This window comes from Paraburkholderia phenoliruptrix (genome assembly GCF_047325075.1).
In the GTDB taxonomy this organism is placed as follows: Bacteria; Pseudomonadota; Gammaproteobacteria; order Burkholderiales; family Burkholderiaceae; genus Paraburkholderia; species Paraburkholderia phenoliruptrix.
On sequence record NZ_CP168531.1, the window covers coordinates 1,237,291 to 1,262,829 of the forward strand.

Annotated in this window: 22 protein-coding genes and 2 tRNA genes; 15 read left to right on the top strand and 9 right to left on the bottom strand. The window is 62.8% G+C overall.

The window, feature by feature from the left end; translation table 11 throughout:
- Positions 1–14: 14 nt before the first annotated feature.
- Positions 15–1,199, bottom strand: coding sequence for an acetylornithine transaminase (locus ACEN8U_RS17730; RefSeq protein ID WP_015003568.1), 1,185 nt, complete (start codon positions 1,197–1,199; stop codon positions 15–17).
- 262 nt (positions 1,200–1,461) lie between these two features.
- Positions 1,462–2,493: a CDP-6-deoxy-delta-3,4-glucoseen reductase gene (locus tag ACEN8U_RS17735; protein ID WP_013589384.1), complete on the bottom strand. Its 1,032-nt coding sequence runs from the start codon at positions 2,491–2,493 to the stop codon at positions 1,462–1,464.
- Positions 2,494–2,620: 127 nt separating this feature from the next.
- On the opposite strand from ACEN8U_RS17735, the gene ACEN8U_RS17740 reads away from it, so the two are divergent.
- A complete protein-coding gene (locus ACEN8U_RS17740; RefSeq protein ID WP_041746372.1) occupies positions 2,621–3,661 on the top strand; it encodes an NAD-dependent dehydratase in 1,041 nt (346 codons plus the stop codon).
- 58 nt (positions 3,662–3,719) lie between these two features.
- Here the strand turns inward: ACEN8U_RS17740 and ACEN8U_RS17745 are convergent, their stop codons facing one another.
- Complete coding sequence (locus tag ACEN8U_RS17745; protein WP_013589382.1) at positions 3,720–3,908, bottom strand: hypothetical protein; 189 nt, start codon at positions 3,906–3,908, stop codon at positions 3,720–3,722.
- Positions 3,909–4,075: 167 nt separating this feature from the next.
- A complete protein-coding gene (locus tag ACEN8U_RS17750) occupies positions 4,076–4,795 on the bottom strand; it encodes a pseudouridine synthase (protein ID WP_015003566.1) in 720 nt (239 codons plus the stop codon).
- A 203-nt stretch (positions 4,796–4,998) separates the two neighbouring features.
- On the opposite strand from ACEN8U_RS17750, the gene ACEN8U_RS17755 reads away from it, so the two are divergent.
- The 8 genes from ACEN8U_RS17755 to ACEN8U_RS17790 all read left to right on the top strand — a co-directional run bounded on the left by ACEN8U_RS17755 (position 4,999) and on the right by ACEN8U_RS17790 (position 14,557).
- Positions 4,999–6,051, top strand: a complete 1,053-nt coding sequence (locus ACEN8U_RS17755) for a MurR/RpiR family transcriptional regulator (protein ID WP_175126329.1) — start codon at positions 4,999–5,001, stop codon at positions 6,049–6,051.
- Complete coding sequence (locus ACEN8U_RS17760) at positions 6,048–7,043, top strand: isoaspartyl peptidase/L-asparaginase (RefSeq protein WP_310107130.1); 996 nt, start codon at positions 6,048–6,050, stop codon at positions 7,041–7,043. Before ACEN8U_RS17755 ends, ACEN8U_RS17760 begins: the two co-directional genes overlap by 4 nt.
- Positions 7,044–7,101: 58 nt before the next feature.
- Positions 7,102–9,024, top strand: coding sequence for a dipeptide ABC transporter ATP-binding protein (locus ACEN8U_RS17765; protein ID WP_041746371.1), 1,923 nt, complete (start codon positions 7,102–7,104; stop codon positions 9,022–9,024).
- A gap of 65 nt (positions 9,025–9,089) precedes the next feature.
- Positions 9,090–10,652: a glutathione ABC transporter substrate-binding protein GsiB gene (gene gsiB / locus ACEN8U_RS17770; protein WP_015003562.1), complete on the top strand. Its 1,563-nt coding sequence runs from the start codon at positions 9,090–9,092 to the stop codon at positions 10,650–10,652.
- A 111-nt stretch (positions 10,653–10,763) separates the two neighbouring features.
- On the top strand, positions 10,764–11,684 hold the full coding sequence (gene gsiC, locus ACEN8U_RS17775) for a glutathione ABC transporter permease GsiC (protein ID WP_013589376.1): 921 nt from the start codon (positions 10,764–10,766) through the stop codon (positions 11,682–11,684).
- A gap of 7 nt (positions 11,685–11,691) precedes the next feature.
- Complete coding sequence (gene gsiD / locus ACEN8U_RS17780; RefSeq protein WP_015003561.1) at positions 11,692–12,597, top strand: glutathione ABC transporter permease GsiD; 906 nt, start codon at positions 11,692–11,694, stop codon at positions 12,595–12,597.
- Entirely contained in the window at positions 12,594–13,724 is a 1,131-nt protein-coding gene (locus tag ACEN8U_RS17785; RefSeq protein ID WP_015003560.1) for a P1 family peptidase, read from the top strand. The genes gsiD and ACEN8U_RS17785 overlap by 4 nt, the downstream gene beginning before the upstream one ends.
- Positions 13,724–14,557, top strand: coding sequence for a M55 family metallopeptidase (locus ACEN8U_RS17790; RefSeq protein WP_015003559.1), 834 nt, complete (start codon positions 13,724–13,726; stop codon positions 14,555–14,557). The genes ACEN8U_RS17785 and ACEN8U_RS17790 overlap by 1 nt, the downstream gene beginning before the upstream one ends.
- Before the next feature lie 98 nt (positions 14,558–14,655).
- Here the strand turns inward: ACEN8U_RS17790 and ACEN8U_RS17795 are convergent, their stop codons facing one another.
- Complete coding sequence (locus tag ACEN8U_RS17795; RefSeq protein ID WP_015003558.1) at positions 14,656–15,705, bottom strand: alpha/beta fold hydrolase; 1,050 nt, start codon at positions 15,703–15,705, stop codon at positions 14,656–14,658.
- Positions 15,706–15,919: 214 nt separating this feature from the next.
- Between ACEN8U_RS17795 and ACEN8U_RS17800 the strand changes: the two genes are divergently transcribed.
- The gene (locus ACEN8U_RS17800) at positions 15,920–17,311 is read left to right on the top strand and encodes an amino acid permease (RefSeq protein ID WP_013589371.1); all 1,392 of its coding nucleotides are present in this window, start codon (positions 15,920–15,922) and stop codon (positions 17,309–17,311) included.
- 233 nt (positions 17,312–17,544) lie between these two features.
- Here the strand turns inward: ACEN8U_RS17800 and ACEN8U_RS17805 are convergent.
- Positions 17,545–17,629: transfer RNA gene (locus tag ACEN8U_RS17805), tRNA-Leu, on the bottom strand.
- Positions 17,630–17,734: 105 nt separating this feature from the next.
- Positions 17,735–19,120: an oxygen-independent coproporphyrinogen III oxidase gene (gene hemN / locus ACEN8U_RS17810; RefSeq protein ID WP_015003557.1), complete on the bottom strand. Its 1,386-nt coding sequence runs from the start codon at positions 19,118–19,120 to the stop codon at positions 17,735–17,737.
- Between the two features lie 193 nt (positions 19,121–19,313).
- On the opposite strand from hemN, the gene ACEN8U_RS17815 reads away from it, so the two are divergent.
- The 3 genes from ACEN8U_RS17815 (at position 19,314) to ACEN8U_RS17825 (ending at position 21,224) form a co-directional block, all read left to right on the top strand.
- The gene (locus ACEN8U_RS17815; protein ID WP_081588246.1) at positions 19,314–19,634 is read left to right on the top strand and encodes a YkgJ family cysteine cluster protein; all 321 of its coding nucleotides are present in this window, start codon (positions 19,314–19,316) and stop codon (positions 19,632–19,634) included.
- 68 nt (positions 19,635–19,702) lie between these two features.
- Positions 19,703–20,293, top strand: coding sequence for a DUF1439 domain-containing protein (locus ACEN8U_RS17820; RefSeq protein WP_041745711.1), 591 nt, complete (start codon positions 19,703–19,705; stop codon positions 20,291–20,293).
- Positions 20,294–20,381: 88 nt separating this feature from the next.
- Positions 20,382–21,224, top strand: coding sequence for an undecaprenyl-diphosphate phosphatase (locus ACEN8U_RS17825; RefSeq protein ID WP_175126328.1), 843 nt, complete (start codon positions 20,382–20,384; stop codon positions 21,222–21,224).
- 115 nt (positions 21,225–21,339) lie between these two features.
- Here the strand turns inward: ACEN8U_RS17825 and trmB are convergent, their stop codons facing one another.
- On the bottom strand, positions 21,340–22,122 hold the full coding sequence (trmB, locus tag ACEN8U_RS17830; protein WP_015003553.1) for a tRNA (guanosine(46)-N7)-methyltransferase TrmB: 783 nt from the start codon (positions 22,120–22,122) through the stop codon (positions 21,340–21,342).
- 638 nt (positions 22,123–22,760) lie between these two features.
- Here trmB and ACEN8U_RS17835 point away from each other — a divergent pair.
- The gene (locus tag ACEN8U_RS17835; RefSeq protein ID WP_148281809.1) at positions 22,761–23,327 is read left to right on the top strand and encodes a PAAR domain-containing protein; all 567 of its coding nucleotides are present in this window, start codon (positions 22,761–22,763) and stop codon (positions 23,325–23,327) included.
- 2 nt (positions 23,328–23,329) lie between these two features.
- Entirely contained in the window at positions 23,330–24,091 is a 762-nt protein-coding gene (locus ACEN8U_RS17840) for an N-acetylmuramoyl-L-alanine amidase (RefSeq protein ID WP_015003552.1), read from the top strand.
- Positions 24,092–25,436: 1,345 nt separating this feature from the next.
- Here the strand turns inward: ACEN8U_RS17840 and ACEN8U_RS17845 are convergent.
- Positions 25,437–25,510: transfer RNA gene (locus tag ACEN8U_RS17845), tRNA-Gly, on the bottom strand.
- Positions 25,511–25,539: the final 29 nt, after the last annotated feature.

The window sequence follows — 25,539 nt, forward strand, 5'->3', positions numbered from 1 at the left end:
GTGCTCCGCTTTCGTTAGAGCGTGTCGAGAATCGAGCGCAGCATCGCCATCATCTGGTCGATCTCTTCGTTCGTGACATTGAGCGCCGGCATGAAGCGCAGCAGGTTCGGGCGCGCCGCGTTCAGCAGCAGGCCGTCGGGCTGCATGTCGCGCGCCTTTTCGACGATCTGGTTGCCGATGTCCTTGCCGAGCAGCAGCGCGCGCAGCAGACCTTCGCCGCGCTCGCCGTTAAAGCCGCGTTCTTCCGACAGCTCCAGCAGCTTCGCCCGCAGGTATTCGCCGCGCGCGCGCACGCCTTCGAGGAATCCCGGCGCCGTGAGTTGCGAGATCACCGAGTAGCCGACCGCGGTCATCAACGGATTGCCGTTGTAGGTGCCGCCCTGATCGCCGGCTTCGAACACCGCCACTTCCGCCTTCGAGAGCAGCGCCGCGAGCGGCACGCCGCCGCCGATGCCCTTGCCGAGCGTCATGATGTCCGGCTCGATGCCCGACAGCTCATACGCGAACAAGGTACCGGCGCGGCCGCAGCCGCTTTGCACTTCGTCGACGATCAGAAGCAGGTTGTGCTTGCGGGTCAACTCGCGCAGTTGCTGCATGAACTCGCGCGTCGCGGGGATCACGCCGCCTTCGCCCTGAATCGGTTCGAGCATCACCGCAACCGTTTTTGCGTTGATCAGCTTTTCGACCGAGGCGATGTCGTTCAGATCCGCCTTCGGAAAGCCCGGCACTTGCGGCGCGTAGATGGTGTCCCAGCCCGGCTTGCCGCTTGCCGACATGGTGGCGAGTGTGCGGCCGTGGAAGCTGTGGTCGAAGGTGATGATTTCGAACGCGCCGTCCTTGAACTTCTTGCCCCACTTGCGCGCGAGCTTGATCGCGCCTTCGTTCGCTTCCGCGCCGCTGTTCGCGAAAAACACCTTGTCGAAGCAGCTGTGTTGTGTGAGAAGCCCGGCGAGCTTCGCCATCGGCTCATTGTAAAAAGCCGGCGACGGATTGAAGAGCAGTGTGGCCTGCGTGTTCAGGGCTTCGATCATGCCTTCGTTGCAATGACCGAGGCAATTGACCGCCCAGCCCTGAATGAAGTCCAGATAGCGCTTGCCGTTGTTATCGTAGAGCCACGAGCCCTTGCCGTGCGTGAAAACGATTTCGGGCCGGTTCGTGATGTACATCAGCGACTCGATCGGGTACTCATTGAAATTCATGACGGCAGGCTCCAGGCAGCGGGTAAGAGGTGAATGAGGCGGAAAAACAAAAAAGCCACGGCATGCCGTGGCTTTCATGATTCGAACAGCGTGCGCTCTGTTATAGCGCGAATCCGTGACGAAGCCGGCGGCGTCCCTAGGGAAGCGGCGAGCGGCGACGTCGAAGTTCGGACTGGATGCGGTTCATGCGCGAAAGAATACGACAAGGAAAGCGCCGGTGTAAACCATGAATTTGCATCGGCGCGTGGTGTCGGCGTTTCGCTCAGACCGCATTCGCGAGATCCGCGGCGCTCGTGAACGAGTCCGCGTAGAACTCGTCTTCGGGCAGGCCGTGGTGCTGCGTGAAGTCGCGCTGCGCCGATTCGACCATGACCGGTGCGCCGCACGCATACACCTGATACGCGGACAGATCGGGCAGATCTTCGATCACCGCGCGATGCACGAAGCCCACGCGGCCGGTCCACGCATCGCTCGCGTCGGGCTCCGAGAGCACGGGCACGAACTTGAAGTTCGGAATCTCACGCGCCCATTGCTCGGCCAGTTCGAGCAGATACAGGTCTTTCTTGCGACGCGCGCCCCAGTAGAGCGTCATCGGGCGGTTGAGATTCTTGAACACCGCATGTTCGACGATCGCCTTCAGCGGCGCGAAGCCCGTGCCCGAGCCGAGCAGCACGATGGGCTTGTCCGACTCTTCGCGCAGGAAGAAAGTACCGAGCGGCGCTTCGAAGCGCAGGATGTCACGCTCTTTCATCGTGTTGAACACGTGGTCGGTGAAGGCGCCGCCGGGCATATGACGGATATGCAGCTCGATCGGGCCTTCGGTGTGCGGCGCGTTCGCCATCGAATAACTGCGTCGCTTGCCGTCCTTCAGAATGAATTCGAGGTACTGGCCGGCCAGATACTGCAGGCGTTCATTCGCGGGCAGTTGCAGCTTGAGCACCACGACGTCGTCGGCCTTGCGCTCGATTGCATTGACGCGGCACGGCAGCTTCTTCACCTGCACGTCGCCCACGCCCGCGACTTCGCGGATGTCGATTTCCAGATCCGAGCACGCCGTCGCGCAACAGAAGAGCGCCATGCCGCGAGTTTTTTCATCGTTCGACAAAGCCGACGACGAATGCGCGCGCTGCTCGACCTGGCCGTTCACCACGGCACCCTTGCACGAACCGCACGCGCCGTTCTTGCAGCCGTACGGCAAACCGATGCCTTGACGCAAGGCCGCGTTCAGCACCGGTTCGTCCTGTTCTACCTGAAACTGCCGGCCGCTTTGCCGGAGCGTGACGTTAAATGCCATAAGTGTTCGAATTGGAAAAGTCGGTAATCGTTAATTGGCCGGCCCAGCAGGCCGCTTCGGCAGGCGCCGCGACGGCACGCCACACCGCCCGGTGCCCGCGGCGCTTGACGGCTACAATGCGTGCACCATGAAAGCGACACGAAACTTCCGCCGTCCACGCGTGTTGATCGTAGGGTGCGGTGATGTCGGCATGCGCTGCGTGCCGCTGCTGCGCCCGCACGCTCACGTCTTCGCACTCACCAGCCACGCGGCGCGCAGCGCCGAATTGCGCGCGGCGGGCGTGTCTCCGCTCGTCGGCGACCTCGACGCGCGCCGCAGCCTGAAGCGGCTCGCGGGCCTCGCGCCGACCGTGCTGCATCTCGCACCGCCGCAGAAAACCGGCGACGACGACCGCCGCACCCGCGCGTTGCTCGCAACCCTCGGTATGCGCCGCGATCTCGCTTTGCCGCGGGCTCGCGCCGCCTTTGCGCCGGTTGGACGTCTGCGCCGCGCGCGCGCCTCGTGGGCAGCCGCGGAACCAGCCAATATTGTACCCGACGGCCTTCGCCGTACCGCCGCTTCGCGCGTGCCGCCGCGCCTCGTCTACGCAAGCACGACGGGCGTATATGGCGATTGCGGCGGCGCATGGATCGACGAGACGCGCGTCGTCGCGCCGGCCAATGCACGTGCAAAGCGCCGTGTGTCCGCCGAGCAGCAACTGCGGCGCGCGACGGCGCGCGGCGCGATTGCCGCGAGCATCGCGCGGATTCCGGGGATTTATGCGGGCAATCGCCTGCCGCTTGGGCGGCTCGAAAAAGGTACGCCCGCGCTCGTCGCTGCAGACGACGTCTACACGAACCACATTCACGCCGACGATCTCGCCGCGATCCTCGTGCGCCTTGCCTTGCGCGGGCGGCCGGCGCGCGCGATTCACGCGTCCGACGACTCGTCGCTGAAAATGGGCGAGTACTTCGATCGGGTTGCCGATGCATTCGGTTTGGCACGCCCGCCGCGCATCACGCGGGCGCAGGCCGAGGAGCAGATCGAGCCGACCTTGCTGTCGTTCATGCGCGAGTCGAGGCGGCTCGTGAACCGCCGCCTGAAAGAAGAACTGGGTGTGCGCCTGCGCTACCCGAGCGTCGACGATTTTTTGCACGAAGCCGCGAGCGGCAAGCCGCACCCGGCGTAACGTGCGTAACGCGCAGCGCGCGAGCGCAGCCAAAGTCAAACAGATAGCTGCGCGTCGCTCAGGTCAGCGCGGGCAGCGCCTCGAGCAGCAGGAAACACAGCAATCCGCCGATCAGCGCGCCGATCAGATTCGGATGGTATTTGTGCCGCACCCGCATTGCGATCAGCAATCCGCCGATCAGCAGCACCCCGAGGCACACAAACGCCACCATCCCATACGAGATCATGATTCCGCCATGGACAATCATGGCCCCTCCTTGAACTCTTTGTAGTCTTTGTTTAAACGAGTATAGGGCGAGCCGTGACGAACCGCATGCTGCGGCGCAGCGTTACGTGCGGGCAGTCTTCGCGCGAATGTGCGCTTGCTCACAGTGACTTCGCAGCGGCGTCAGCGAGTTACGCGCGTCGTACCGGTTTACCCGCTCGGTGAAGATCCGAGGGACGCGATCTCCGTTTCATCGAGCCATTGCCACGCGCCCGGCGCAAGCGTCGCGGGCAGCGCCAGTCCGCCAATGCGCTCGCGATGCAGCGCTTCGCAACGATTGCCGGCTGCGGCGATCATCCGCTTGACCTGGTGGTACTTGCCCTCCATCACGGTGAGCGCGAGAGAGTGCCCGCCGCGCGCCTCAGCGGCGACGGCCGCGACGGGCTTCGACTCGCCGTGCAGCAACACGCCGTCGCGCAGCAGGCTCAACTGTGCGTCGTCGAGCGGATGGCGCGTGGTCGCCACGTAGACCTTCGGCACCTTGCGTTTCGGCGATGTGAACGTGTGCACGAACTTCCCGTCGTCGGACAGCAGCAGCAAGCCGGTCGTGTCCTGATCGAGCCGGCCCACGCACTGCACGCCACGCTCGGCGAATTGCGGCGGCAACAGACTGAACACGCTCAGATGATGCTGCGGGTCGCGCGAACACTCATAGCCCGCCGGCTTGTTGAGCAGGAGATAGGCGCGTTCGCGATACGGCCAGACCACGCCGTCGACGCTAAAGCAAAACGCTGCGTCGCCAGCGGGGAAATCGGCATCGGCGTCGGTGCAGACGGTGCCGTCGATGCTCACGCGCGCGTCGGCAATCAGCGCGCGGCACTGGCGGCGCGAGCCGAAGCCCTGGCTAAAGAGAATGCTTTCGAGATTCATGGCGAGCGAAGAATAACACCGCCAGGAGCCTCGCGTGCCGCCCGCGCATCACGTTGACCACGGTCAAGCCACGCGAACCGAGCGCCAGGACAAACCCGTAAAAATGAAAATGAATTTTTTTCCGGACGATTTCCATGTAAATATACTTTCATGCATTTCGCTTACGCCATGAGGCCATCCATCTCGCTCGCTCATTCGCCCGCATGATTCATCAACCGTCCGTCGCATCCAATCCCGCCGAGCAGGCCATCGCCGCCCGCATCGAGGCAGCCATGTCTACGCTCACGCCCATTCATCGGCGCATGGGCGAGTACGTGCTGGCCAATCTGTTTCGCGCGGCCACCATGCGGATCGACGAGCTGGCGAGCGTGGTCGGCGCTTCGGTGGCGACGGCGAATCGCTTTGCGCGCGCGCTCGGTTTCGACGGCTATCCGCAGTTCCGTGACGCGCTCGTGCGCGGCTTCGAGGCGACGCTCGCGCCGGTGGAACGGCTGCGCAGCGCGCAGGAATCGCTCGCCGACGGCGACGACGTGGTCGACGCGTCGCTCGAACAGGCGGCCAACAATCTGCACCTGACGCGCACCGCGATCGACAATGCCGCCGCCGAAGCCGCGGTCGAGGCGATCCTCGCCGCGCGTCGCGTGTTTGTGCTCGGCGCCGGCACGAGCGCCTTTCTCGCCGGGCTGATGGAGCACGGGCTGATGGCGTATCACGACAATGTGCAGTCGCTGGCATTCATCGGCGGGCCGTCGCATGCGGCGCGGCGTCTGTTCAATTGCGGCGAGGGCGATCTCGTGATCGGCATTGCGTTTCCGCGTTATGTCGACGACACCATCGAACTGGCGCGCCGTGCGGCCACGCGCGGCGCACGCGTGCTGGCGCTGACCGACGGTCCGCGCTCGCCGCTCGCGCAATTCGCCGATCTGTCGTTGTACGTGCGCTCGGAACGCCGGCTCGCGGCCAACGCGGACGCGGCTGTTCTTGCCGTGATCGAAGCGCTGTGCGACGCAGTCGCATATCGCGCGAAACGTTCGGTGAAGGCCGCCGCGGAAGTCACCGAATTCGTCTTGCCGTGGCTCACCGATCCGCTCTCCGCGGTCCCGAACGCGGCAGCGAAAGCGTCAACAAAAACGTCAACAACGAAAGCGCCAACCGCAACGCCAACGCAGGCGCCAGGCCAAGCCGCGCGCGAACCGGCGCGTACCGCAGTTGCAAAACCCGGTGCGACGCAAGCCAAACCCAAACTCAAACGATGAACACCAACGCAGTCATTGCCATTCATGGCGGGGCGGGCACGATTGTGCGCGCGTCCCTCACCGCCAACGCCGAAGCCGAATATCACGCGGCGCTGCACGCGGTGCTCGCCGCCGGCCAACGCGTGCTCGCCGACGGCGGCAGCGCGCTCGACGCCGTCAGCGAAGCGGTGCGCCTGCTCGAAGACTGTCCGCTCTTCAACGCGGGGCGAGGCGCGGTGTACACGGCGGCGGGCACGCACGAGCTCGACGCGGCGATCATGGACGGCAGCACGCTCGAAGCCGGTGCGATCTGCTGCGTGAAGCGCGTGCGCAATCCGATCCTCGCAGCGCGCAGCGTGCTCGAGCACAGCGAGCATGTGCTGTTCACCGGCGAAGGCGCCGAAAGTTTCGCCGCGGCGCAGGGGCTCGAATTCGTCGAGCCCGACTATTTCGACACCGAGGCCCGTCATCGCCAATGGCTGCTCGCGCGCGATCAGCAACGCGCGATGCTCGATCACGACGGCGCGAGCTTTGCTTTTTCGTCGTCTGCCAGCGGTGGCGACGATCCCACGCCGCACGAGCCGCTCGATCCCAACCGCAAGTTCGGCACGGTGGGCGCGGTCGCGCTCGACGCGCACGGCCACGTGGCCGCGGCGACATCCACTGGCGGCATCACGAACAAGCAGGTGGGCCGCGTCGGCGACACGCCGCTGATCGGCGCGGGCTGCTATGCGGACGACGCGACGTGCGCCGTGTCCACGACCGGCTCCGGCGAAATGTTCATGCGCATGGTCGCTGCCTACGACGTCGCGGCGCAAATGGCCTACCGCAACGTGTCCTTGCAGGACGCCGCGCACGACGTGGTCATGAACCACCTCCCGAAGATCGACGGACGCGGCGGCCTGATCGCCGTCGACGCACGCGGCAACATCGCGCTGCCGTTCAATACCGAGGGCATGTACCGTGGTTTCGCGCGTGTAGGCGAGACACCGGTCACGGCCATCTACCGTTAGTTCGTTACCCTGAATATTGCCGAAGCGCGCCAGCGCGTTCGAATTCAAAGGAACCACCGTGCCGACTTCATCGCACATCGCCAGCTCGCTTATCGACACCTTGCCGCCACAGCGAGTGCTGGCGGTCGACAACCTGTCGGTTGCATTTCGCAGCGGCGAGACGACTTTCAACGCGGTGCGCAATTTGTCGTTCACGGTTGAGCGCGGGGAAACGCTCGCGATTGTCGGCGAATCGGGCTCGGGCAAATCGGTGACATCGCTCGCGTTGATGCGGCTGATCGAGCAGGGCGGTGGGCGCCTTGCCGGCGGCAGCATCGTGTTCCGGCGCCGCGACGGCGGCGTGCTCGACCTCGCGAAGGCGTCGTCCGGCTCGATGCGCTCGATTCGCGGCGCCGACATCGCGATGATTTTCCAGGAGCCGATGACCTCGCTCAACCCGGTCTTCACGGTGGGCGATCAGATCAGCGAGGCCATTTCGCTGCATCAGGGCAAGAGCCGCTCCGCGGCTTTCGCGGAAACGCTGCGGCTGCTGGAACTCGTGCGTATTCCGGAGGCGCGGCGCGTGGCGGCGCGTTTTCCGCATCAACTGTCGGGCGGCATGCGCCAGCGTGTGATGATCGCGATGGCGCTCTCATGCAAACCGGCGCTCCTGATCGCCGACGAACCCACCACCGCGCTCGACGTGACCATTCAGGCGCAGATCCTGCAACTGATTCGCGGCTTGCAGGACGAGATGAACATGGGCGTGATTTTCATCACGCACGACATGGGCGTGGTCGCGGAAGTCGCGGACCGCGTGCTCGTGATGTATCGAGGCGAAAAGGTCGAGGAGGGCGCGTCCGACGCGCTTTTCGCCGCGCCGTCGCATGCTTATACGAAGGCGCTGCTTGCCGCCGTGCCGCGTCTGGGCGCCATGGAGGGCACCGACCAACCCGCGAAGTTTCCGATCCTGACGCTCGAGCAGGCGAGCGCGAGCGGCGCCGACGAGCCGGTGCGCCCCGCGGCGTCCGTCGCGAAAGAAGCGCAGCCGCGCGTCGACGAAAGCACCCCGCCTATTCTGCGCGTGCGCGATCTCGTCACGCGCTTTCCAGTGAGAAGCGGGCTCTTCGGCCGGCTGACGGGCCGCGTGCATGCGGTCGAAAAAGTCAGTTTCGACTTACGGCCGGGCGAAACGCTTGCGCTCGTCGGCGAATCGGGCTGCGGCAAGTCGACCACGGGCCGCTCGCTGTTGCGGCTCGTGGAGAGCCAGAGCGGATCGATCGAATTCAACGGCAAGGAAATCAGTTCGCTGACGGGCGCCGCCTTGCAGTCGCTGCGCCGCGATATCCAGTTCATTTTTCAGGACCCCTTTGCATCGCTCAATCCGCGGCTGACGGTCGGCTTTTCCATCATGGAGCCGCTCCTCGTGCACGGCGTCGCGCAGGGCGCCGAGGCGCAGGCACGCGTCGCGTGGCTGCTGGAGAAAGTCGGCTTGCCGGCGGACGCGGCGCGCCGCTATCCGCATGAATTTTCGGGCGGTCAGCGGCAGCGCATTGCGATTGCGCGCGCGCTCGCATTGAATCCGAAAGTCGTGATCGCCGACGAATCCGTTTCCGCGCTCGATGTCTCCGTGCAGGCGCAAATCGTCAATCTGATGCTCGATTTGCAGCGCGAGCTGGGCGTTGCATACCTGTTCATCTCGCACGACATGGCGGTGGTCGAGCGCGTGAGCCACCGCGTGGCGGTGATGTACCTCGGGCAGATCGTCGAAATCGGTCCGCGCCGCGCGGTGTTCGAAGCGCCGCAGCATCCGTACACGAGAAAGCTGATGGGCGCGGTGCCCGTGGCCGACCCGGCGCGGCGTCACGCGAAACGCATGCTCACCGCCGATGAAATCCCGAGCCCCATCCGCGCATTGGACGATGAACCCGCCGTGGCGCCGCTCGTCGCCGTGGGACCGGATCACTTCGTCGCCCAGCACAGCGTGGGCGGTGCTTATTGATGTCGCAGGGCCCATCCTCACAAGAGCAATCTAACCCGTTTCACCTTGCAGCCTGGAGTCAACTCATGAACCTGCTGGTCCCGTCTTCCCCGTTTCGTTTGCGCGCGCTGCTCGGCGGCGGCGCAGTGGTGTTCGCGATGCTCGCGGGCAACGTAGCGCACGCCGAAACCACCGCGGTGATGGCCGTCGCCTCGACCTTCACGACGCTCGATCCGTACGACGCCAACGACACGCTCTCGCAAGCGGTCGCGAAGTCGTTCTATCAAGGGCTCTTCGGCTTCGACAAGGACATGAAGCTCGTCAACGTGCTCGCCGACAGCTATGAGGCGAGCCCTGACGCGCGCGTCTATACGTTCAAGTTGCGTCACGGCGTGAAGTTCCAGGACGGCACGGACTTCAACGCGGCGGCAGTGAAGGCGAACTTCGATCGTGTGACGGATCCGGCGAACAAGCTGAAGCGCTACAACATGTTCAACCGTATCGAGAAGACCGAGGTGGTCGATCCGTACACGGTGAAGATCACGCTGAAGGCGCCGTTCTCGGCGTTCGTCAACGTGCTCGCGCATCCGTCGGCGGTCATGATCTCGCCTGACGCGCTGAAGAAATACGGCAAGGACATCGCGTTTCATCCGGTCGGCACAGGCCCGTTCGAATTCGTGAAGTGGGATCCGGCAGGCGATCTGACGGTGAAGAAGTTCGCCGGCTACTGGAAGAAGGGCTATCCGAAGATCGACGCAATCGACTGGAAGCCGGTGGTCGACAACAACACGCGCGCCGCGCTGATGCGCACGGGCGAAGCGGATTTCGCCTTCCAGGTGCCGTTCGAACAGGCCGCGCAATTGCAGTCGAGCCCGAAGGTCGATCTGATCGCGTCGCCGTCCATCATTCAGCGCTATATCAGCCTGAACATGAATCAGAAGCCGTTCGACAATCCGAAGGTGCGTGAGGCGCTCAACTACGCGGTCAACAAGGAGGCGCTGACGAAGGTCGTGTTTGGCGGCTATGCCACGCCCGCTGACGGCGTGGTGCCGCAAGGTGTCGATTACGCGGTGAAGCTCGGCCCGTGGCCGTACGATCCGGCCAAGGCGCGCGCATTGCTGAAGGAAGCCGGTTATCCGAACGGCTTCGAAACGACGCTGTGGTCCGCGTATAACTACTCGACCGCGCAGAAGGTCATTCAGTTCGTGCAGCAGCAACTGGCGCAAGTCGGCGTCAAGGCGCAGGTCGAAGCGCTCGAGGCAGGCCAGCGCGTCGCGAAGGTGGAAAGCGCGCAGGACGCGGCCAGCGCGCCGGTGCGCATGTACTACGCGGGCTGGTCGTCGTCGACGGGCGAGGCCGATTGGGCGATCACGCCGCTCCTTGCTTCGGTGTCCTTCCCGCCGAAGATGGTCAATACGGCTTACTACAAGAACGATGCCGTCGACGGCGATCTGAAGCAGGCGCTGGAAACCACTGACCGCACGAAGAAGAACGAGCTGTACACGGATGCACAAAAGCGCATCTGGGCCGACGCGCCTTGGATTTTCCTCGTCAAGGAAAAGGTCGTGTATGCGCGCAGCAAGCGTCTGTCGGGTGCTTATGTCGCGCCGGATGGTTCGTTCAACTTCGACGAAATCGCGATCAAGTAATGGGCCTCGCGTGCGGCGCGACCTGCCCCAAGCGGGCGCGCCGCGCCGTGCGCCTGCCTCATGGCGGTACATGACATTTCGTTGCCCGTATCATTGCCGGATTGAGCTTCAATGCTGAACTTCCTCGTCAAACGTCTCTTTGGCCTGCTGCCGACGCTCTTCATCGTCGCGGTGCTGGTCTTTCTGTTCGTGCATCTGTTGCCCGGCGACCCGGCGCGGCTTGCTGCCGGTCCGGATGCCGACGAAGCGACCGTCGCGCTCGTACGCGCCGATCTCGGCCTCGACAAGCCGATGCCGCAGCAGTTTGCCCACTTCTTCGTGAAGATCGCGCACGGCGATTTCGGCACCTCGACGCGCAGCAAGCGGCCGGTGAGTCAGGAGATCGGCGAACGCTTCATGCCGACGCTGCTGCTCACGCTCGCGAGCATGGTGTGGGCAGTCGTGCTCGGCATGGGTATCGGCATCGTTTCGGCGGTATGGCGTAACCGCTGGCCAGACCGGCTCGGCATGACGCTCGCCGTGTCGGGCATTTCGTTTCCCGCCTTTGCGCTCGGCATGCTGCTGATGGAGATCTTCTCAGTGAAGCTCGGCTGGCTGCCGATCGTCGGCGACGGATCATGGCAGAGCTACATTCTTCCTTCGCTCACGCTCGGCGCGGCTGTCGCGGCCGTGATGGCGCGCTTCACGCGCGCCTCGTTCGTCGAAGTGATGAACGAAGACTTCGTGCGCACCGCGCGCGCGAAGGGCGTGCCCGAGCCGCTCGTGATCGTCAAACACTGCCTGCGCAACGCGATGATTCCCGTCGTCACGATGATGGGTTTGCAGTTCGGCTTCCTGCTCGGCGGCTCGATCGTGGTCGAGGTCGTGTTCAACTGGCCGGGGCTCGGGCGCCTGCTGGTGGATGCCGTGTCGATGCGCGACTATCCGGTGATCCAGGCGGAGGTACTGCTGTTCTCGCTCGAATTCATCATCATCAACCTGATCGTGGACGTGCTGTACGCCGTGATCAATCCGACTATCCGTTTCAAGTGAGGTCCGCATGAGCACGACAGCCACCGGGCCGGATGCCGCCCAGACCGCCCGCGCCGAGCGCGCGATCCGCACGCCGTGGAGCGAGTTCTGGCGCAAGTTTCGCAAGCAGCATGTGGCGCTCGCCGCCGGCATCTTTGTGCTGCTGCTGATCGTGGTGGCGATTGCCGCGCCGCATATCGTGCCCTACGATCCGGAGAATTTCTTCGACTACGACGCATTGAATGCGGGGCCTTCCGCCGGGCACTGGTTCGGCGTCGATTCGCTGGGCCGCGATATTTTCAGCCGCATTCTCGCCGGCTCGCGCATTTCGCTCGAGGCGGGCTTTCTTTCCGTCGCGATAGGCGCGGTGATCGGCACGTTCTTCGGCTTGCTTGCCGGCTATTACGAAGGCTGGTGGGATCGCATCACGATGCGCGTGGCCGACGTGCTGTTCGCTTTCCCGGGCATTCTGCTCGCCATCGGCGTGGTCGCGATTCTCGGCAACGGCATGATCAATGTGATCTGCGCAGTAGCGATCTTCAGCATTCCTGCGTTTGCACGGCTCGTGCGCGGCAATACGCTGATGCTCAAGCAACTCACGTATATCGAGGCGGCACGCAGTATCGGCGCGTCGGATTGGACGATCATCGTGCGTCATATCCTGCCGGGCACGATCTCGTCGGTCGTCGTGTACTTCACGATGCGGATCGGCACGTCGATCATCACCGCCGCGAGCCTGTCGTTTCTCGGCCTGGGCGCGCAGCCGCCCACGCCCGAGTGGGGCGCGATGCTCAACGAAGCGCGCGCGGACATGGTGACCGCGCCGCATATCGCGCTGTTTCCGAGTCTCGCGATTTTCCTCACGGTGCTCGCCTTCAATCTGCTCGGCGACGGTTTGCGCGACGCGCTCGATCCGAAGCTCGACCGCCCATGAGTTCGATAGAGGCGCACGATTCGCGTGGTTCGGCGAGCGCGCCGCATATCGGCGTATTGCCGAGCGGTCCGCTGAATTCGATTGCCGACGTGGAGGGTGTGAGCGTCGGACACTGCACCCTCGCCGAAGGCGCGATACAAACCGGCGTGAGCGTGATCCATCCGCATCCGGGCGATCCGTTTATCGATAAGGTGCCGGCGGCGGCGTCGGTGATCAACGGTTTTGGCAAGAGCGTCGGGCTCGTGCAGGTCGAGGAGCTCGGCACACTCGAAACGCCGATCGCGTTGACCAATACGTTCGGCGTGGCCGCGGTCGCTCAGGCGCAGATTCGCGCGGCCATACGCGCCGACTCGCGCATCGGGCGAGCGTGGCCGACGGTCAATCCGCTGGTGTTCGAGTGCAACGACGGCTACCTGAACGACCTTCAGGCGCTGGCAATCGGCGAACAGCATTTCAACGACGCCTGCGCCGCGGCCAGCACGATGGTGGCAAGCGGCTCGCTCGGAGCAGGGCGCGGCATGTCGTGCTTCGATCTGAAGGGCGGCATCGGCACTGCGTCGCGCGTGGTGGAGGCTGCCGGGCGCGATTACACGGTCGGTGCGCTGGTGCTCGCCAACTTTGGACGGTTGCCGATGCTGGTTATCGATGGTCATCCGGTTGGGCGCATGCTTGCCGAACGTGCGGCGAATGTGAAGGACGCGAAGGACGCAGCGGCCGCGAATTCGCACAGCGCGGCGCAAACCGCAAAGCCCGAGCAAGGCTCGATCATCATGATCGTCTCGACCGACGCCCCGCTCGACGCACGTCAGCTTAAGCGCCTTTCGTTACGCGCGGCGGCGGGCCTCGCGCGGACCGGCTCCGTCTATGGCCACGGCAGCGGCGACATCGCGCTCGCGTTTTCGACGGCCTACACCGTGCCGCATCTCGCGGAATATATCGAGCTGCCGCCGCTTCTCGCCGATCAGCACATGGACCCGCTCTTTCGTGCGTGTGCGGACAGCGTCGAACAGGCGATTCTCGACGCGTTGTGGAGCGCGCAATCCGTGACCGGCCGCGACGGCCACCGGCGTTTATCACTGCGCGAGAGCGTCCCCGACCTCGCGCAACTACTCAAGCACACTTCCTGATGAAAGTCCTTATTTCCGCCGACATCGAAGGCATAGCCGGCGTGTTTCACCCCGAGCAAACGCGTGCCGGCAACGGCGAATACGAAGCCGCGCGCCGCTGGATGACGCTCGAAGCGAACGCGGCAATCGAAGGCGCATTTGCCGGCGGCGCGACGCACGTGTGGGTGAACGACTCCCACGGCGGCTTTCGCAATCTGCTGCCCGATCTGCTCGACGCGCGCGCCCAGGTGGTGCTCGGCAAACCGCGCACGCTCGGCATGATGGCCGGCCTTGAATACGGCGCGGCGCTCGTCTTCATGATCGGCTATCACGCGATGTCGCAAACGCGCGGCATTCTCGCGCACACCATCAACAGTTTCGCGTTCGCGCGGGTTTCGCTGAACGGCGTCGAGGTCGGCGAGGCGGGTCTGTATGGCGCGCTGGCGGAAGAATACGGTGCACAGGTGGCGCTTTTATCCGGCGACGACGTGTTCGCCGAGGAAACCGTGCCGCGTTTTCCGGGCGCCCGCTTTGTGGTCACGAAACAGGCGACGGGCCACGCGAGCGGCGTCACACAATCGCCGGCGAGCGCCCGTGCGGCCATTCAGAGCGCGGCGCGCGAGGTGGTCGAGCAGCATCTCGCCGATGGTCGTGCGCCGCAGGCCACGCGCGGCGCTGCCAGGCCGGTGGCGTGCGAATTGCGCGTGCAGACGAGCGCGCTCGCCGATCTGTTCTGCCAATGGCCGACGCTCGCTCGCGTGGATGCGGTTACGCTGCGTTTCGACGCGCCGTCGGCGGAACATGCGGTGCGCATGCTCAACTGTTTGTCGGCGATGTCGTTCATGCTGCGGTAACGGGCGGTCGCTAGCGGGTGGCGCGCCGCGCCGACGCCTGACTACGCCGGAAGGCATCGCGTTGTGCCGCCGGGCAGCGCGGCGGCGATGTCTCGACGCTACTGCTGGCGGCTCAACTCGCGCGCCGCGCGGTCGATCACATCGGCAATCGCGCCTGCATGCGAAACCGGCGCGAGATGGCTCGACGCCACCGGCACGATCCTGGCGCCCATCCGCTCGGCCATGAATCTTTCGACCTCCGGCGACACCGCGCGGTCTTTCGTCGTCAGCACGTACCAGGACGGCTTTTCTTTCCACGCGACCTGGCTGACCGTTTCGCCGAACGCGCTGGCGGCGATCGGCACCTGTGCGGCGGACAGCACGCGGGTCAGGTTCTCGGGGACGTCGGCGGCGAAATCGGCGTGATACTTGCCGCGGTCGAGCCACAGAAAACCGCTGGCATCCTTGACGATGCTTTCGCCGGCCGGCATCGGCGCGGCGCGCTTTAACAGATCCATTGTCGACTCGTGCAGGTCCGGCGCGATGGCCGCGACGTACACGAGGCCGGCGACGTTCGGCGCATTCGCGCCCGCTTCGGTGATGACCACGCCGCCCCACGAGTGGCCGACGAGTATCGTTGGACCCTGCTGACGGGCGAGCACACGACGCGTCGCCGCAACATCGTCGGCAAGCGAGGTGAGCGGGTTTTGCACCGAACTCACGCGATAACCCTTCTGCTGCAATTTGGCGACGACGCCGTTCCAACTCGAGCCGTCGACAAACGCGCCGTGGACCAGCACGACGTTGCGCACGGGCCCGGTCATGGGCGTGGCGGCGGATTGGGCGGCGGCAGTTTTGGCGGCAGGCGCGGCAGCAGGCGCAGCGGCAGGCGCGGCAGCAGATGCAGCGCGGGTCGCCGAAGCCGCCGTGGGCGTGGCGGCTGCGCTTGCCTCGGCGGCGGGGGCGTCGGCAGGGGCCCCGGGCCTCGCAGTGTCGGCGGGACCGGCAGCGTCGGGCGCGGCTTCCGGCGAGGGCGCGACGCCCGGCGCGACAGATGGCGCAGCCGACGGCGACTGCGCCACACCCGGCGCGGGATTCTGCGCAAACGCGCCCGGGCCCGCGAAACAGAGACACAAGACGGCGGCGCAAAGCAGGCGTTGTGGCGACATGCTGAATCTCCGGAGGCGGAAAACCCGACTACGGCAACATACCGAAGCGGCGCGACAGTGACAACCTGTATCCGCGCGAGCCGGTGTGGCGCAGCGCGAAGCGCGGGTTGGTACCAGTATTTGGACAATATCGGCCGGGGTAGAATTTTCGGTTCTGCCGGGGCGGACCACAAGTCTGATCGGGCGATCGGAAATCCATACACTGGGGCGCACTTTGAACAATGCACGACAGCAGGACGGCCTGAAGCGCGGGCTCAAGAATCGCCATATCCAACTGATTGCACTGGGCGGCGCCATCGGCACCGGCCTCTTTCTCGGCTCGGCGAGCGTGTTGCAAGCCGCCGGCCCGTCGATGATTCTCGGCTACGCCATCGGCGGCATCATCGCGTTCATGATCATGCGCCAGCTCGGCGAAATGGTCGCGCAGGAACCGGTGGCCGGCTCGTTCAGCCACTTCGCGTACAAGTATTGGGGCGACTTCCCGGGCTTTTTGTCCGGCTGGAACTACTGGGTGCTGTACGTGCTCGTCAGCATGGCCGAATTGACGGCGGTCGGCACCTACGTCCATTACTGGTGGCCAGGCGTGCCGACATGGGTCTCGGCGCTCGTCTGTTTTGCCGCCATCAACGCGATCAATCTCGCGAACGTCAAGGCGTACGGCGAGACGGAATTCTGGTTCGCCATCGTCAAGGTGGTCGCGGTGATCGGCATGATCGTGTTCGGCGGCTATCTGCTTTTCAGCGGGCGTGGCGGACCGCAGGCGTCGATCAGCAACCTGTGGAGCCACGGCGGATTTTTCCCGCACGGCTTTCATGGACTCTTCACGATGCTTGCCGTCATCATGTTTTCGTTTGGCGGGTTGGAGCTGATCGGCATCACCGCGGCGGAGGCGGACCAGCCGCAAAAGAGCATTCCGAAGGCCGTGAATCAGGTCATCTACCGGATTCTGATTTTCTATATCTGCTCGCTCGCGGTGCTGCTGTCGCTGTATCCGTGGAACGAAGTCGCCGCTGGCGGCAGCCCGTTCGTGATGATCTTCTCGCAGATCGGTTCGACGCTGACCGCCAACGTGCTCAACGTCGTGGTGCTGACCGCGGCGCTGTCGGTGTACAACAGCGGCGTGTACGCGAATAGCCGCATGCTCTATGGTCTGGCGGAGCAGGGCAATGCACCGCGCGCGCTGATGAAGGTCGACCGGCGCGGCGTGCCGTATATGGCGATTGGTTTGTCTGCGCTCGCCACGTTCACCTGCGTGATCATCAACTATCTGATTCCCGCCGAGGCGCTCGGCTTGCTGATGGCGCTCGTGGTCGCCGCGCTCGTGCTTAACTGGGCGCTGATCAGCCTGACGCATTTGAAATCGCGCCGGGCGATGATGGCGGCTGGCGAGACGCTTGTCTTCAAGTCGTTCTGGTTCCCTGTGAGCAACTGGATCTGCCTCGCCTTCATGGCGTTGATTCTCGTCATTCTGGCGATGACGCCGGGGCTGTCGGTGTCCGTGTGGCTCGTGCCGGCATGGCTCGTCGTGATGTGGGCGGGCTATGCGTTCAAGCGGCGGCGCGCGGCGATGCAGGGTGCGGCCGGAGTGGTCGGGCGGCAGAGCTGACGGTAGAGTCGGGCGGCGCGGCGGTTATTGCGGGGGGCGCCGTGGGCGCCCCCCGCAGAGGGCCGTGTTCGGGGGCGCTTTCGGCGGCGCCTTTCATTCGTGCCGCCGGTCCCGCCGGTCCATCCGCGTTAATAAAGAGCCTTAGGCCGCAAGCCGCGGCCAAAAAGCAAAAACCCGCGAAGCGTTCTGCTGGCGCGGGTTGGGCGATGATATTGCGGGACTACATGAAGGTGTGGTGCCCAGGGCCGGAATCGAACCGGCACGCCTTGCGGCGGGGGATTTTGAGTCCCCTGCGTCTACCAATTTCACCACCTGGGCAGGTCTTGCGGCGCACGCGTCAGAAGCTCTCGCGCGGCGAAGACGCAGATTATGGCCGAAAATCCGCCGAGGGGCAAGCCGCTCGCAGACGCCATCGCAAGGCGTTCAGACCGTGCGCGAAAACCGTTCGGGCGTTTGCTGGCCCAGATAGCGGTCGAACACCATCGCGATATTGCGCACGAGCATGCGTCCCGCCGTCTGCACTTCGAGCTTGCGGTTGCTGAGCGAGACGAGGCCGTCCTGCTCCAAGCCGCGCAGGCGCTCGAGTTCGGGCTCGAACGTATCGGCGAAGCGGATGCCGTACATTGCCTCGAATTCGTCGAAACGCAATTCCAGATTGCACATCAACTGGGTGATGACGTCGCGCCGCAGACGGTCGTCGGCGGACAGTCGCACGCCGCGCGTGATCGCGAGTCGGCCGGCGTCGATCGCGGCGGCATAGGCGGGCAGCGCTTTGGCGTTTTGCGCGTAGACGTCGCCGACCTTGCCGATCGACGACGCGCCGAAGCCGATCAGATCGCATTCGGCCCGCGTGCTGTAGCCCTGGAAATTGCGATGCAACGTGCGCTGTGCCTGCGCGCGGGCAAGCTCGTCGGTGGGCAGCGCGAAGTGATCCATGCCGATGTAGACGTAGCCGGCCGCCGTCAGGCGCTCCACCACGCGTTGCAGAATAGCGAGACGCACGGCGGGCGAGGGCAGCGTCGCCGCGTCCATCTGACGCTGCATCTTGAAGAGCTGCGGCATGTGCGCATAAGCGAACACCGACAGGCGATCCGGCGCCAGATCGATCATGGTGTCGAGCGTGCGCGTAAAGCTCTCCACCGTTTGATGCGGCAGTCCGTAGATCAGGTCGACGCCGATCGAATGAAAGCCCGCATGCCGCGCGGCCTGCATGACCGAGGCGGTCATGTCGAGTGGCTGAATCCGGTTGATGGCCCGCTGCACGAGCGGATCGAAGTCCTGCACGCCGAGGCTCAGGCGATTGAAGCCGAGCTTGCGCAGATGCGCGATCGTGTCGGGCGACGCTTCGCGCGGATCGACTTCGATCGAATATTCGGCTTCCTCATCGGGCAGCAAGCTGAAGTGCTCGCGCGCCGCGTCCATCAGCTCGGCGAGTTCGTCGTTCGACATGAAAGTCGGTGTGCCGCCGCCCAGGTGCAATTGCGACACGGGTCGGCGCGTATCGAAACACGCGGCCTGCAGGGCCATTTCGCGCTTGAGCCGTTCGAGGTAAGGGCGGGCGTGTGTGCGGTTTTTCGTCGCGATCTTGTTGCAGCCGCAGTAGAAGCACACGGTGTCGCAAAACGGAATATGGAAGTAGAGCGAAAGATCCGTGGCTGACGCGTCCGGGTCGGCCGCGGCACGAAGATACGCGGCGCAGTCGAAATCGTCGCGGAACTGAAGGGCGGTCGGATAGGACGTATAACGTGGGCCGTTGGCGCTGTATTTGGCGAGCAGATCCGGACGAAACAGCGAGTTGGCGGTAATCATGAGAGGCCCATAGGGGACGGCCGCCGTGAACGAGGCGCGGGCGCCTCTTGAGCGTGGCCTTGAGGTTCGGAATCAGTGTACGCCCGGCTATGCGGCGCCCGATTGTGTAAAAAGGTCGCATGCGGCGCAGTGGCACAATGCGGGTCTGGCGCTGCGGCGCGTTTTGTCTTTTGTCCGATTCGGGAAGGGTGTGGTGAGCGATGTAACTGACCGCGTGGCGAAGCGCGAGTCGCCGTTCAATGTGGCCGGCCATGCGTGCCGGCCCGACTGCGGCGCGTGCTGTATCGCGCCGTCGATTTCCAGTCCCATTCCGGGGATGCCCAACGGCAAGCCGGCGGGCGTGCGCTGCGTGCAACTCGGCGACGATTTGCGCTGCGCGATCTTCGGCCAGCCGGAGCGGCCCGCATGCTGTTCGGGGTTGCAGCCGCAGGCGGAGATGTGCGGGGCGAATCGCGGCGAGGCGCTCGCGTGGCTCACGCAGCTCGAGGCGCGGACCCAGCCGGGCATTGAATGAAGCAGGGGCTTTGAGTGAGGCCTGGACAAAAGGATCAAGCCTCAACTGTGGTCGATTGGAGAAACCGTATGGCTCGATTGGTTGCGCCGGCTCGGCGCCGTTTTCTGCTCGCCGCGCTGGCAGGCGCGAGCGCGCTTGGCATCGTCTCGCTCAGCGCGTGCGCGACGCCGATTTTTCCCTTCATTCCGTCGCATTACACGTTCTCGCAGCAGCAGGTGCAGGACGCGGTGCAGCGGAAATTTCCCTATCAGCGTACGGTTTCGCAGGTGTTCGACGTCGCGCTGAGTCATCCGGTGGTCGGTTTTCTGCCAGACGCCAACCGCGTTTCCGTCAAGCTCGACGCGCATCTGGCGAGCCCGTTCATGCCGCAACCGGTTGACGGCGTTTTCACGCTGTCGAGCGAGCTCGCCTATGACGCCGCGAGCAAATCCGTCGTGCTCAAATCGCCGAATGTGGACAACGTCAGCGTGAGCGGCGACGCCCAGGCCTATACGCAGCAGATCAACGCGGCGGCCGCCGTGCTCGCGACGCAGTTGCTGAGCAACTACCCGATCTACACCTTCAAGCCGGAACAGCTGCAATTTGCCGGCGTGAGCTACGAACCCGGTACAATCACCATCCTTACAAACGGTATACGCGTGCAAATCGTCGAGAAATGACGCTGCGCGCGGCCGGCAGGGCCGCGCGTCCGTCGTGCTGGCAGGGCCGGTTCCGAGAATCGACAATCTACAGCGATGAGGGGCACGGATGGACTGGTTATTGGCTTGCAAGGCGCTGATTCTGGGCGTCGTCGAAGGCTTGACGGAGTTTTTGCCGGTGTCGAGCACCGGGCATCTGATCGTGGCGGGCAGCCTGCTCAATTTCACCGACCAACACGCGAAGACCTTCGACGTCGTGATTCAGCTCGGCGCGATTCTCGCGGTGTGCTGGGAGTTTCGCCGCCGCATCGGCGACGTCGTGACCGGCTTGCCGAGCCGTCCCGAAGCGCGGCGCTTCGTGCTCAACGTGATCATCGCCACCATTCCGGCGATCGTACTTGGCCTGCTGTTCGAAAAATCCATCAAGGCGGCGCTCTTTTCGCCGGTGCCGGTTGCGTTCGCGCTGGTGGTGGGCGGCGTCGTCATTCTGTGGGCCGAGGCCCGGCAGCGCGGACAAGGTGCACAGGGCCAGGCGGCGCGCGTGCATCATGTGGACGACATGACCGCGATGGACGCGCTCAAGGTCGGCCTCGCCCAATGTTTCGCTTTGATTCCCGGCACGTCGCGCTCGGGCTCGACGATCATCGGCGGGATGCTGTTCGGCCTCGACCGGCGTGTGGCCACGGAATTCTCGTTTTTCCTCGCGATCCCGATCATGTTCGGCGCGACGGCCTACGAGATCTACAAGGACTGGCACACCTTGTCCGTCGACGCGCTCGGCGTTTTTGCTTTGGGTTTCGTGGCGGCGTTTGTCAGCGCGTTTTTGTGCGTGCGCTGGCTGCTTCGCTATATTGCCGCGCACGATTTCACGGCGTTCGCGTGGTATCGCATCGGCTTTGGATTGCTGATTCTGCTGGTCGGCTATAGCGGCGCGCTGAGCTGGGCGGATTGAGCGTCGGCGCGTGTTTTGAGCGCCATGAAAAAAAAGGTCCGCCAGTTGCGTTGGCGGACCTTTTTTATTGATGGCAGCCGATGCTTCAGCCGCGGGCGTTTTCGCCTTTACGCGCTTAGCTTGAACGCTTGCGGAACACGAGATCCCACACGCCGTGGCCGAGCCGCAGGCCGCGTCGTTCGAATTTCGTCACCGGACGGTAGTCGGGCCGCGGCGCATAGCCGTCGACCGTGTTCTGCAACGACGGCTCGCCGCTCAGCACCTCGAGCATCTGTTCGGCGTAGTTCTGCCAGTCCGTCGCGCAATGCAGATAGGCGCCGGGCTTCAGCCGCGACGCGAGCAACGCGACGAACTTCGGCTGAATCAGGCGGCGCTTGTGATGGCGCGCCTTGTGCCACGGGTCGGGAAAGAAAATGTGCACGCCGTCGAGACTGTCCGGCGCGATCATCTGCTCGAGCACCTCGACCGCGTCATGCTGGATGATGCGGATGTTGGTGAGCGCCTGTTCGCCCATCAGCTTCAGCAATGCGCCGACGCCCGGTTCGTGCACTTCGACGCCGAGAAAATCGTCGCCCGGACGATGCGATGCGATCTCAGCCGTCGTTGCGCCCATGCCGAATCCGATTTCCAGCACGCGCGGCGCCTCACGGCCGAAGACGCCGTTCCAGTCGGGCTGCTCAGGCGTGAACGGCACGACGAAGCGCGGGCCGAGTTCGTCCATCGCGCGGCGTTGACCGGTCGACACGCGGCCCGCGCGCGTGACGAAGCTGCGGATGCGGCGCCGGTGCAGGACTTCGTCGTGCGGCGTGGCGGGAGCGGCGTTGGCTTCGGCTTCGGCTTCGTTGCGGTCTGTCGGCAGTGCGTCGGGGGAGCCGGCGTCGTTGAGGTCGTGGATCATGGTTGGGGCTGCTACTTACTAGGTGAAGGCCTTGCGGTTCGTGCGGCGCGTTGGGGGCTCGTTCGGCGCTGATTCGACACTCAGTCGGCGCTGATTCGTCACTGCATCGTCAGCACGGGGCACGGGCTGTGTTTTGCGTGCCGATCGTCGCGTCGACAGGCGATGTGTGCCCGGCCGGTTGCCACGCGCGGGCAGCGCCGCCACCGCCGCTATAAAAAAGCCGCCTTCGTAGAGGCGGCTCGTGCTTGATGTCTGCCGAACGTGCAGCAGTCAGGTGAGCGGGCGTTACAAGAGCGCGTAAGGTAGCACAATGGAAAAGGGTGCGTCCAGACGGCGATTACGGCTCAAGGAAGGGGCGCGGTGATACGAGGGACTTCTGGAAGGTCCCGTATGGAACAAGTGCCGCCGGGAAGCTCGCGCTCCATTTGTGGATTTTTCTCTAAATTCGACGCCACAACAAATATTCGTATAGCGAGCAATTCGGCCCGAATCTTTTATGTAATTCGAGCGATCAATGAAAGGCGCGTCGGAAAAGCGTCAAATTTCGTCACAGCGCATGTGGTTCGCGCTGCCTGCAATTACGATAGCGTCTAGATCTGCATCGTCACTCCAGAACGACCTCCAACTTCGATTGAGCCATGAGAAGGTATCACGTCAAACAGGGTGATAAGACAACCGCTGGTGGAGTTGTGTTGGAAGGTATTGCCAATACCTTTCATCACGACACGCTGTTGTCTTTCGTCGGCGCGAAAATCTATTGTCACGGTTGCAAGTCACAAGGTGTGCTTGTTCCGGAGGGGCCGCGCTTCCCAGACGATTTCATGGGGCATAAACCTGCGCTCAACAACGATATCTGTATATGTAGATGTGATCCGCCGCCCCGGTTACTCGCATCGCAGGGCACCATGTACGAAGAGTATGGCCCGGCTGAATTGGCGGCGATGGGATTTTCTGATGATGGAAAGCCTCTCCAAAAAATCGTCTCCAGTACCAATTGCGCTCAACGAATCCTTGTGAAAGATAGTGTTACGGGGGAGCCTTTGACGCAACAGCCCTACCTGCTAGATATCGACGGCGTGCGCCAAATGGGGCGGACAGATGCAAATGGTTACGCCTTAATAAAGACGAACGGTGCAAAGCCATTTATATTGCATGTCGTTTTTTCGTCACCCAAGCGAGAACTTGAGCCGAATCAGAGAACTTAACAATGGCTGATTACGCGATTGAGCACTGGACAATTGGTCAAACCGTTCCCAATGGCGAAAATGCCTCAGCCATTTCACTATCGGTTAACAATCGAGCTGCCACTAGGCAGGCGATTATTAACGCGCTAGCGAAAAAAGGGTATAGCTTGATCGAGCGGTCAAGGTGGCATGCACACCCTCCAAAAACAGGAGTTCGGGAGAGTCGCTGGGATTATCAAGATATCGTGATACATCACGCCGGCCGAAGCTATTCCTGTGGAGCACCATCGATGGAACAAATCCAACGGGCGCAATCCGAAGATATGGCGCGTAGCCATCCGTTTGATGATATCGGATATCACTATGCCGTGTCATGCGAAGGCGAGATATACGAAGGGCGGGATATTCGGTTTATCGGTGAGCATGTGGATAAAAACAACACTGGAAAGGTTGGAATTGTGCTCCTGGCGGATCTGGTTCAAGCAGGGGAGGCCTACCAACACGAGTACAAGGACATGTCGCTGATTGATAAGCTAAAGCATCTGAAGGATATCATGGCCGATCAGGTGGTCGTGGACCACGATAAGCTCACCGCGTCACAAACAAAGGCAGTAGAGGTACTCTGCGGAGTGCTCAAGGATTTTTTCAATATCAGTTGCCTGGGCGGCCACCGCGAATATCAAATGCTTGCAACGCATACAGGACGAGCATGCCCGGGCAGTCTGGGAATGGGCCTCGTAAAATCGCTTCGAACAACGCTTGGCTTATCTGCCCCTCTGAAATGAAAGCGATTCTCCAAAGAGGTCATTGATAATGTAGATCTTCGATTGAAGGTGCGACTGCAACAATTCGCACCTTTCTTCTTGTTTTACGTTCGCGGATGGATGTGGCATGCTCGCTTTATCTTCTATGTAGCTGAACCAATTTTCCCCACCCCAGTCCAAGCCCACGCTGTCACCGAAGCTGTTTGTCCGCTCCGTAGAGAAATAATTGTTCTCAATGTCTTTAAACCACTCTTCGCTGCACGGTCTCGCGATTGGTGGGCTGGGGATGCGAGTATTAATCGCAAACGAATAGGTGATCAGAAATACTGGTAATCCGATCAATACTTTGTATCTGAGTCGCATGCCTCTATCTCATCGTAATGATTGAGTATATCTTAGCATAGAAGATGGATGCTGTTCTCATTTGAATAATAGCGATGGTCGAGTCGCCGACGTTTCGGGTCGTACGTATCGACTATTTTTTCCTGATATTGACCATGACAAGTGTCAAGTTTTGTTTCATCGCAAAAATACAAAGTTCGGCGTGGCTTTTCTTGGTCCGTTTGCGAACGAAGGCGATCCGAGACGGATCGAGGAATTATCGCCGGGCATCGAAGGAGTCTGGCCGGTCATTAGAAGTAAGCATGCGCAATGACGTGTGGTGACACAAAGTCTAGGCGAGACTTCAGGCCTAATCAAAAGGATTTAAAAAATGAATGATTACACGATTGAACACTGGAAAATTGGTCAAACCGTTCCCAATGGCGAAATGCCTCACCCATTTCAGTGAGCTTCGTGAAACGACCCTTTCGCGAATGAGGACGATGATGTTGACGTAGGTAAACTGCCTGAAAAGAAAGACGGGTGTTTTCGGATTGCTGCAAGTACCGATTTGGAATTGCGAATGGCGACATAGAATCACTGAAAAGGTGCAAGAAACAAATCCCGCCATATCGTAAGTGACGCGCCCGCGGGATATTCGGGAATTTAAATCAATCAGCATTACTGGTTGAGGAGTGCGCCCGTCTGCGGGGGATTACAATTGCTATATGCTCCAATGTACTTGATCAACGCCTTCTGAAATTAGGTTAAGGTAAAACGCGGGGCGCCTTGGCTAGGGCGAAGTCCCTTCGTCTTAAGGGACCGATAGACGCTCACCTTCCGGACCCGTTCCGCAAGAATGTCCGGAAGCTTGTGCAGGAAGTAATACTCGTCTGTCACGGTGCAGCCGTGTGCCTCGATAGGCAAGGAAGGCTCCTAGCGCCTATTTTGGGACAGGTGTGGGTAAGTGGTGCGAGTAAAAGGGCGGGTACGACCACATCTGGCCGATTGGCAGAGCCTTGTAGGACAAGGCTCCGAGCCATTCTGGAGCGGGCGATGGGAATCGAACCCACGGCTCTAGCTTGGGAAGCTAGGGTATTACCATTATACGACGCCCGCAGAGCGCGCTATTTTACTCGCGAAAGGGT

Excerpts from the sequence above, each read along its gene's own strand:
- ACEN8U_RS17730 (WP_015003568.1), bottom strand. The coding sequence starts at position 1,199 with ATGAATTTCAATGAGTACCCGATCGAGTCGCTGATGTACATCACGAAC.
- ACEN8U_RS17735 (WP_013589384.1), bottom strand. The coding sequence starts at position 2,493 with ATGGCATTTAACGTCACGCTCCGGCAAAGCGGCCGGCAGTTTCAGGTA.
- ACEN8U_RS17740 (WP_041746372.1), top strand. The coding sequence starts at position 2,621 with ATGAAAGCGACACGAAACTTCCGCCGTCCACGCGTGTTGATCGTAGGG.
- ACEN8U_RS17745 (WP_013589382.1), bottom strand. The coding sequence starts at position 3,908 with ATGATTGTCCATGGCGGAATCATGATCTCGTATGGGATGGTGGCGTTT.
- ACEN8U_RS17750 (WP_015003566.1), bottom strand. The coding sequence starts at position 4,795 with ATGAATCTCGAAAGCATTCTCTTTAGCCAGGGCTTCGGCTCGCGCCGC.
- ACEN8U_RS17755 (WP_175126329.1), top strand. The coding sequence starts at position 4,999 with ATGATTCATCAACCGTCCGTCGCATCCAATCCCGCCGAGCAGGCCATC.
- ACEN8U_RS17760 (WP_310107130.1), top strand. The coding sequence starts at position 6,048 with ATGAACACCAACGCAGTCATTGCCATTCATGGCGGGGCGGGCACGATT.
- gsiB (WP_015003562.1), top strand. The coding sequence starts at position 9,090 with ATGAACCTGCTGGTCCCGTCTTCCCCGTTTCGTTTGCGCGCGCTGCTC.
- gsiC (WP_013589376.1), top strand. The coding sequence starts at position 10,764 with ATGCTGAACTTCCTCGTCAAACGTCTCTTTGGCCTGCTGCCGACGCTC.
- gsiD (WP_015003561.1), top strand. The coding sequence starts at position 11,692 with ATGAGCACGACAGCCACCGGGCCGGATGCCGCCCAGACCGCCCGCGCC.
- ACEN8U_RS17785 (WP_015003560.1), top strand. The coding sequence starts at position 12,594 with ATGAGTTCGATAGAGGCGCACGATTCGCGTGGTTCGGCGAGCGCGCCG.
- ACEN8U_RS17790 (WP_015003559.1), top strand. The coding sequence starts at position 13,724 with ATGAAAGTCCTTATTTCCGCCGACATCGAAGGCATAGCCGGCGTGTTT.
- ACEN8U_RS17795 (WP_015003558.1), bottom strand. The coding sequence starts at position 15,705 with ATGTCGCCACAACGCCTGCTTTGCGCCGCCGTCTTGTGTCTCTGTTTC.
- hemN (WP_015003557.1), bottom strand. The coding sequence starts at position 19,120 with ATGATTACCGCCAACTCGCTGTTTCGTCCGGATCTGCTCGCCAAATAC.
- ACEN8U_RS17820 (WP_041745711.1), top strand. The coding sequence starts at position 19,703 with ATGGCTCGATTGGTTGCGCCGGCTCGGCGCCGTTTTCTGCTCGCCGCG.
- ACEN8U_RS17825 (WP_175126328.1), top strand. The coding sequence starts at position 20,382 with ATGGACTGGTTATTGGCTTGCAAGGCGCTGATTCTGGGCGTCGTCGAA.
- trmB (WP_015003553.1), bottom strand. The coding sequence starts at position 22,122 with ATGATCCACGACCTCAACGACGCCGGCTCCCCCGACGCACTGCCGACA.
- ACEN8U_RS17835 (WP_148281809.1), top strand. The coding sequence starts at position 22,761 with ATGAGAAGGTATCACGTCAAACAGGGTGATAAGACAACCGCTGGTGGA.
- ACEN8U_RS17840 (WP_015003552.1), top strand. The coding sequence starts at position 23,330 with ATGGCTGATTACGCGATTGAGCACTGGACAATTGGTCAAACCGTTCCC.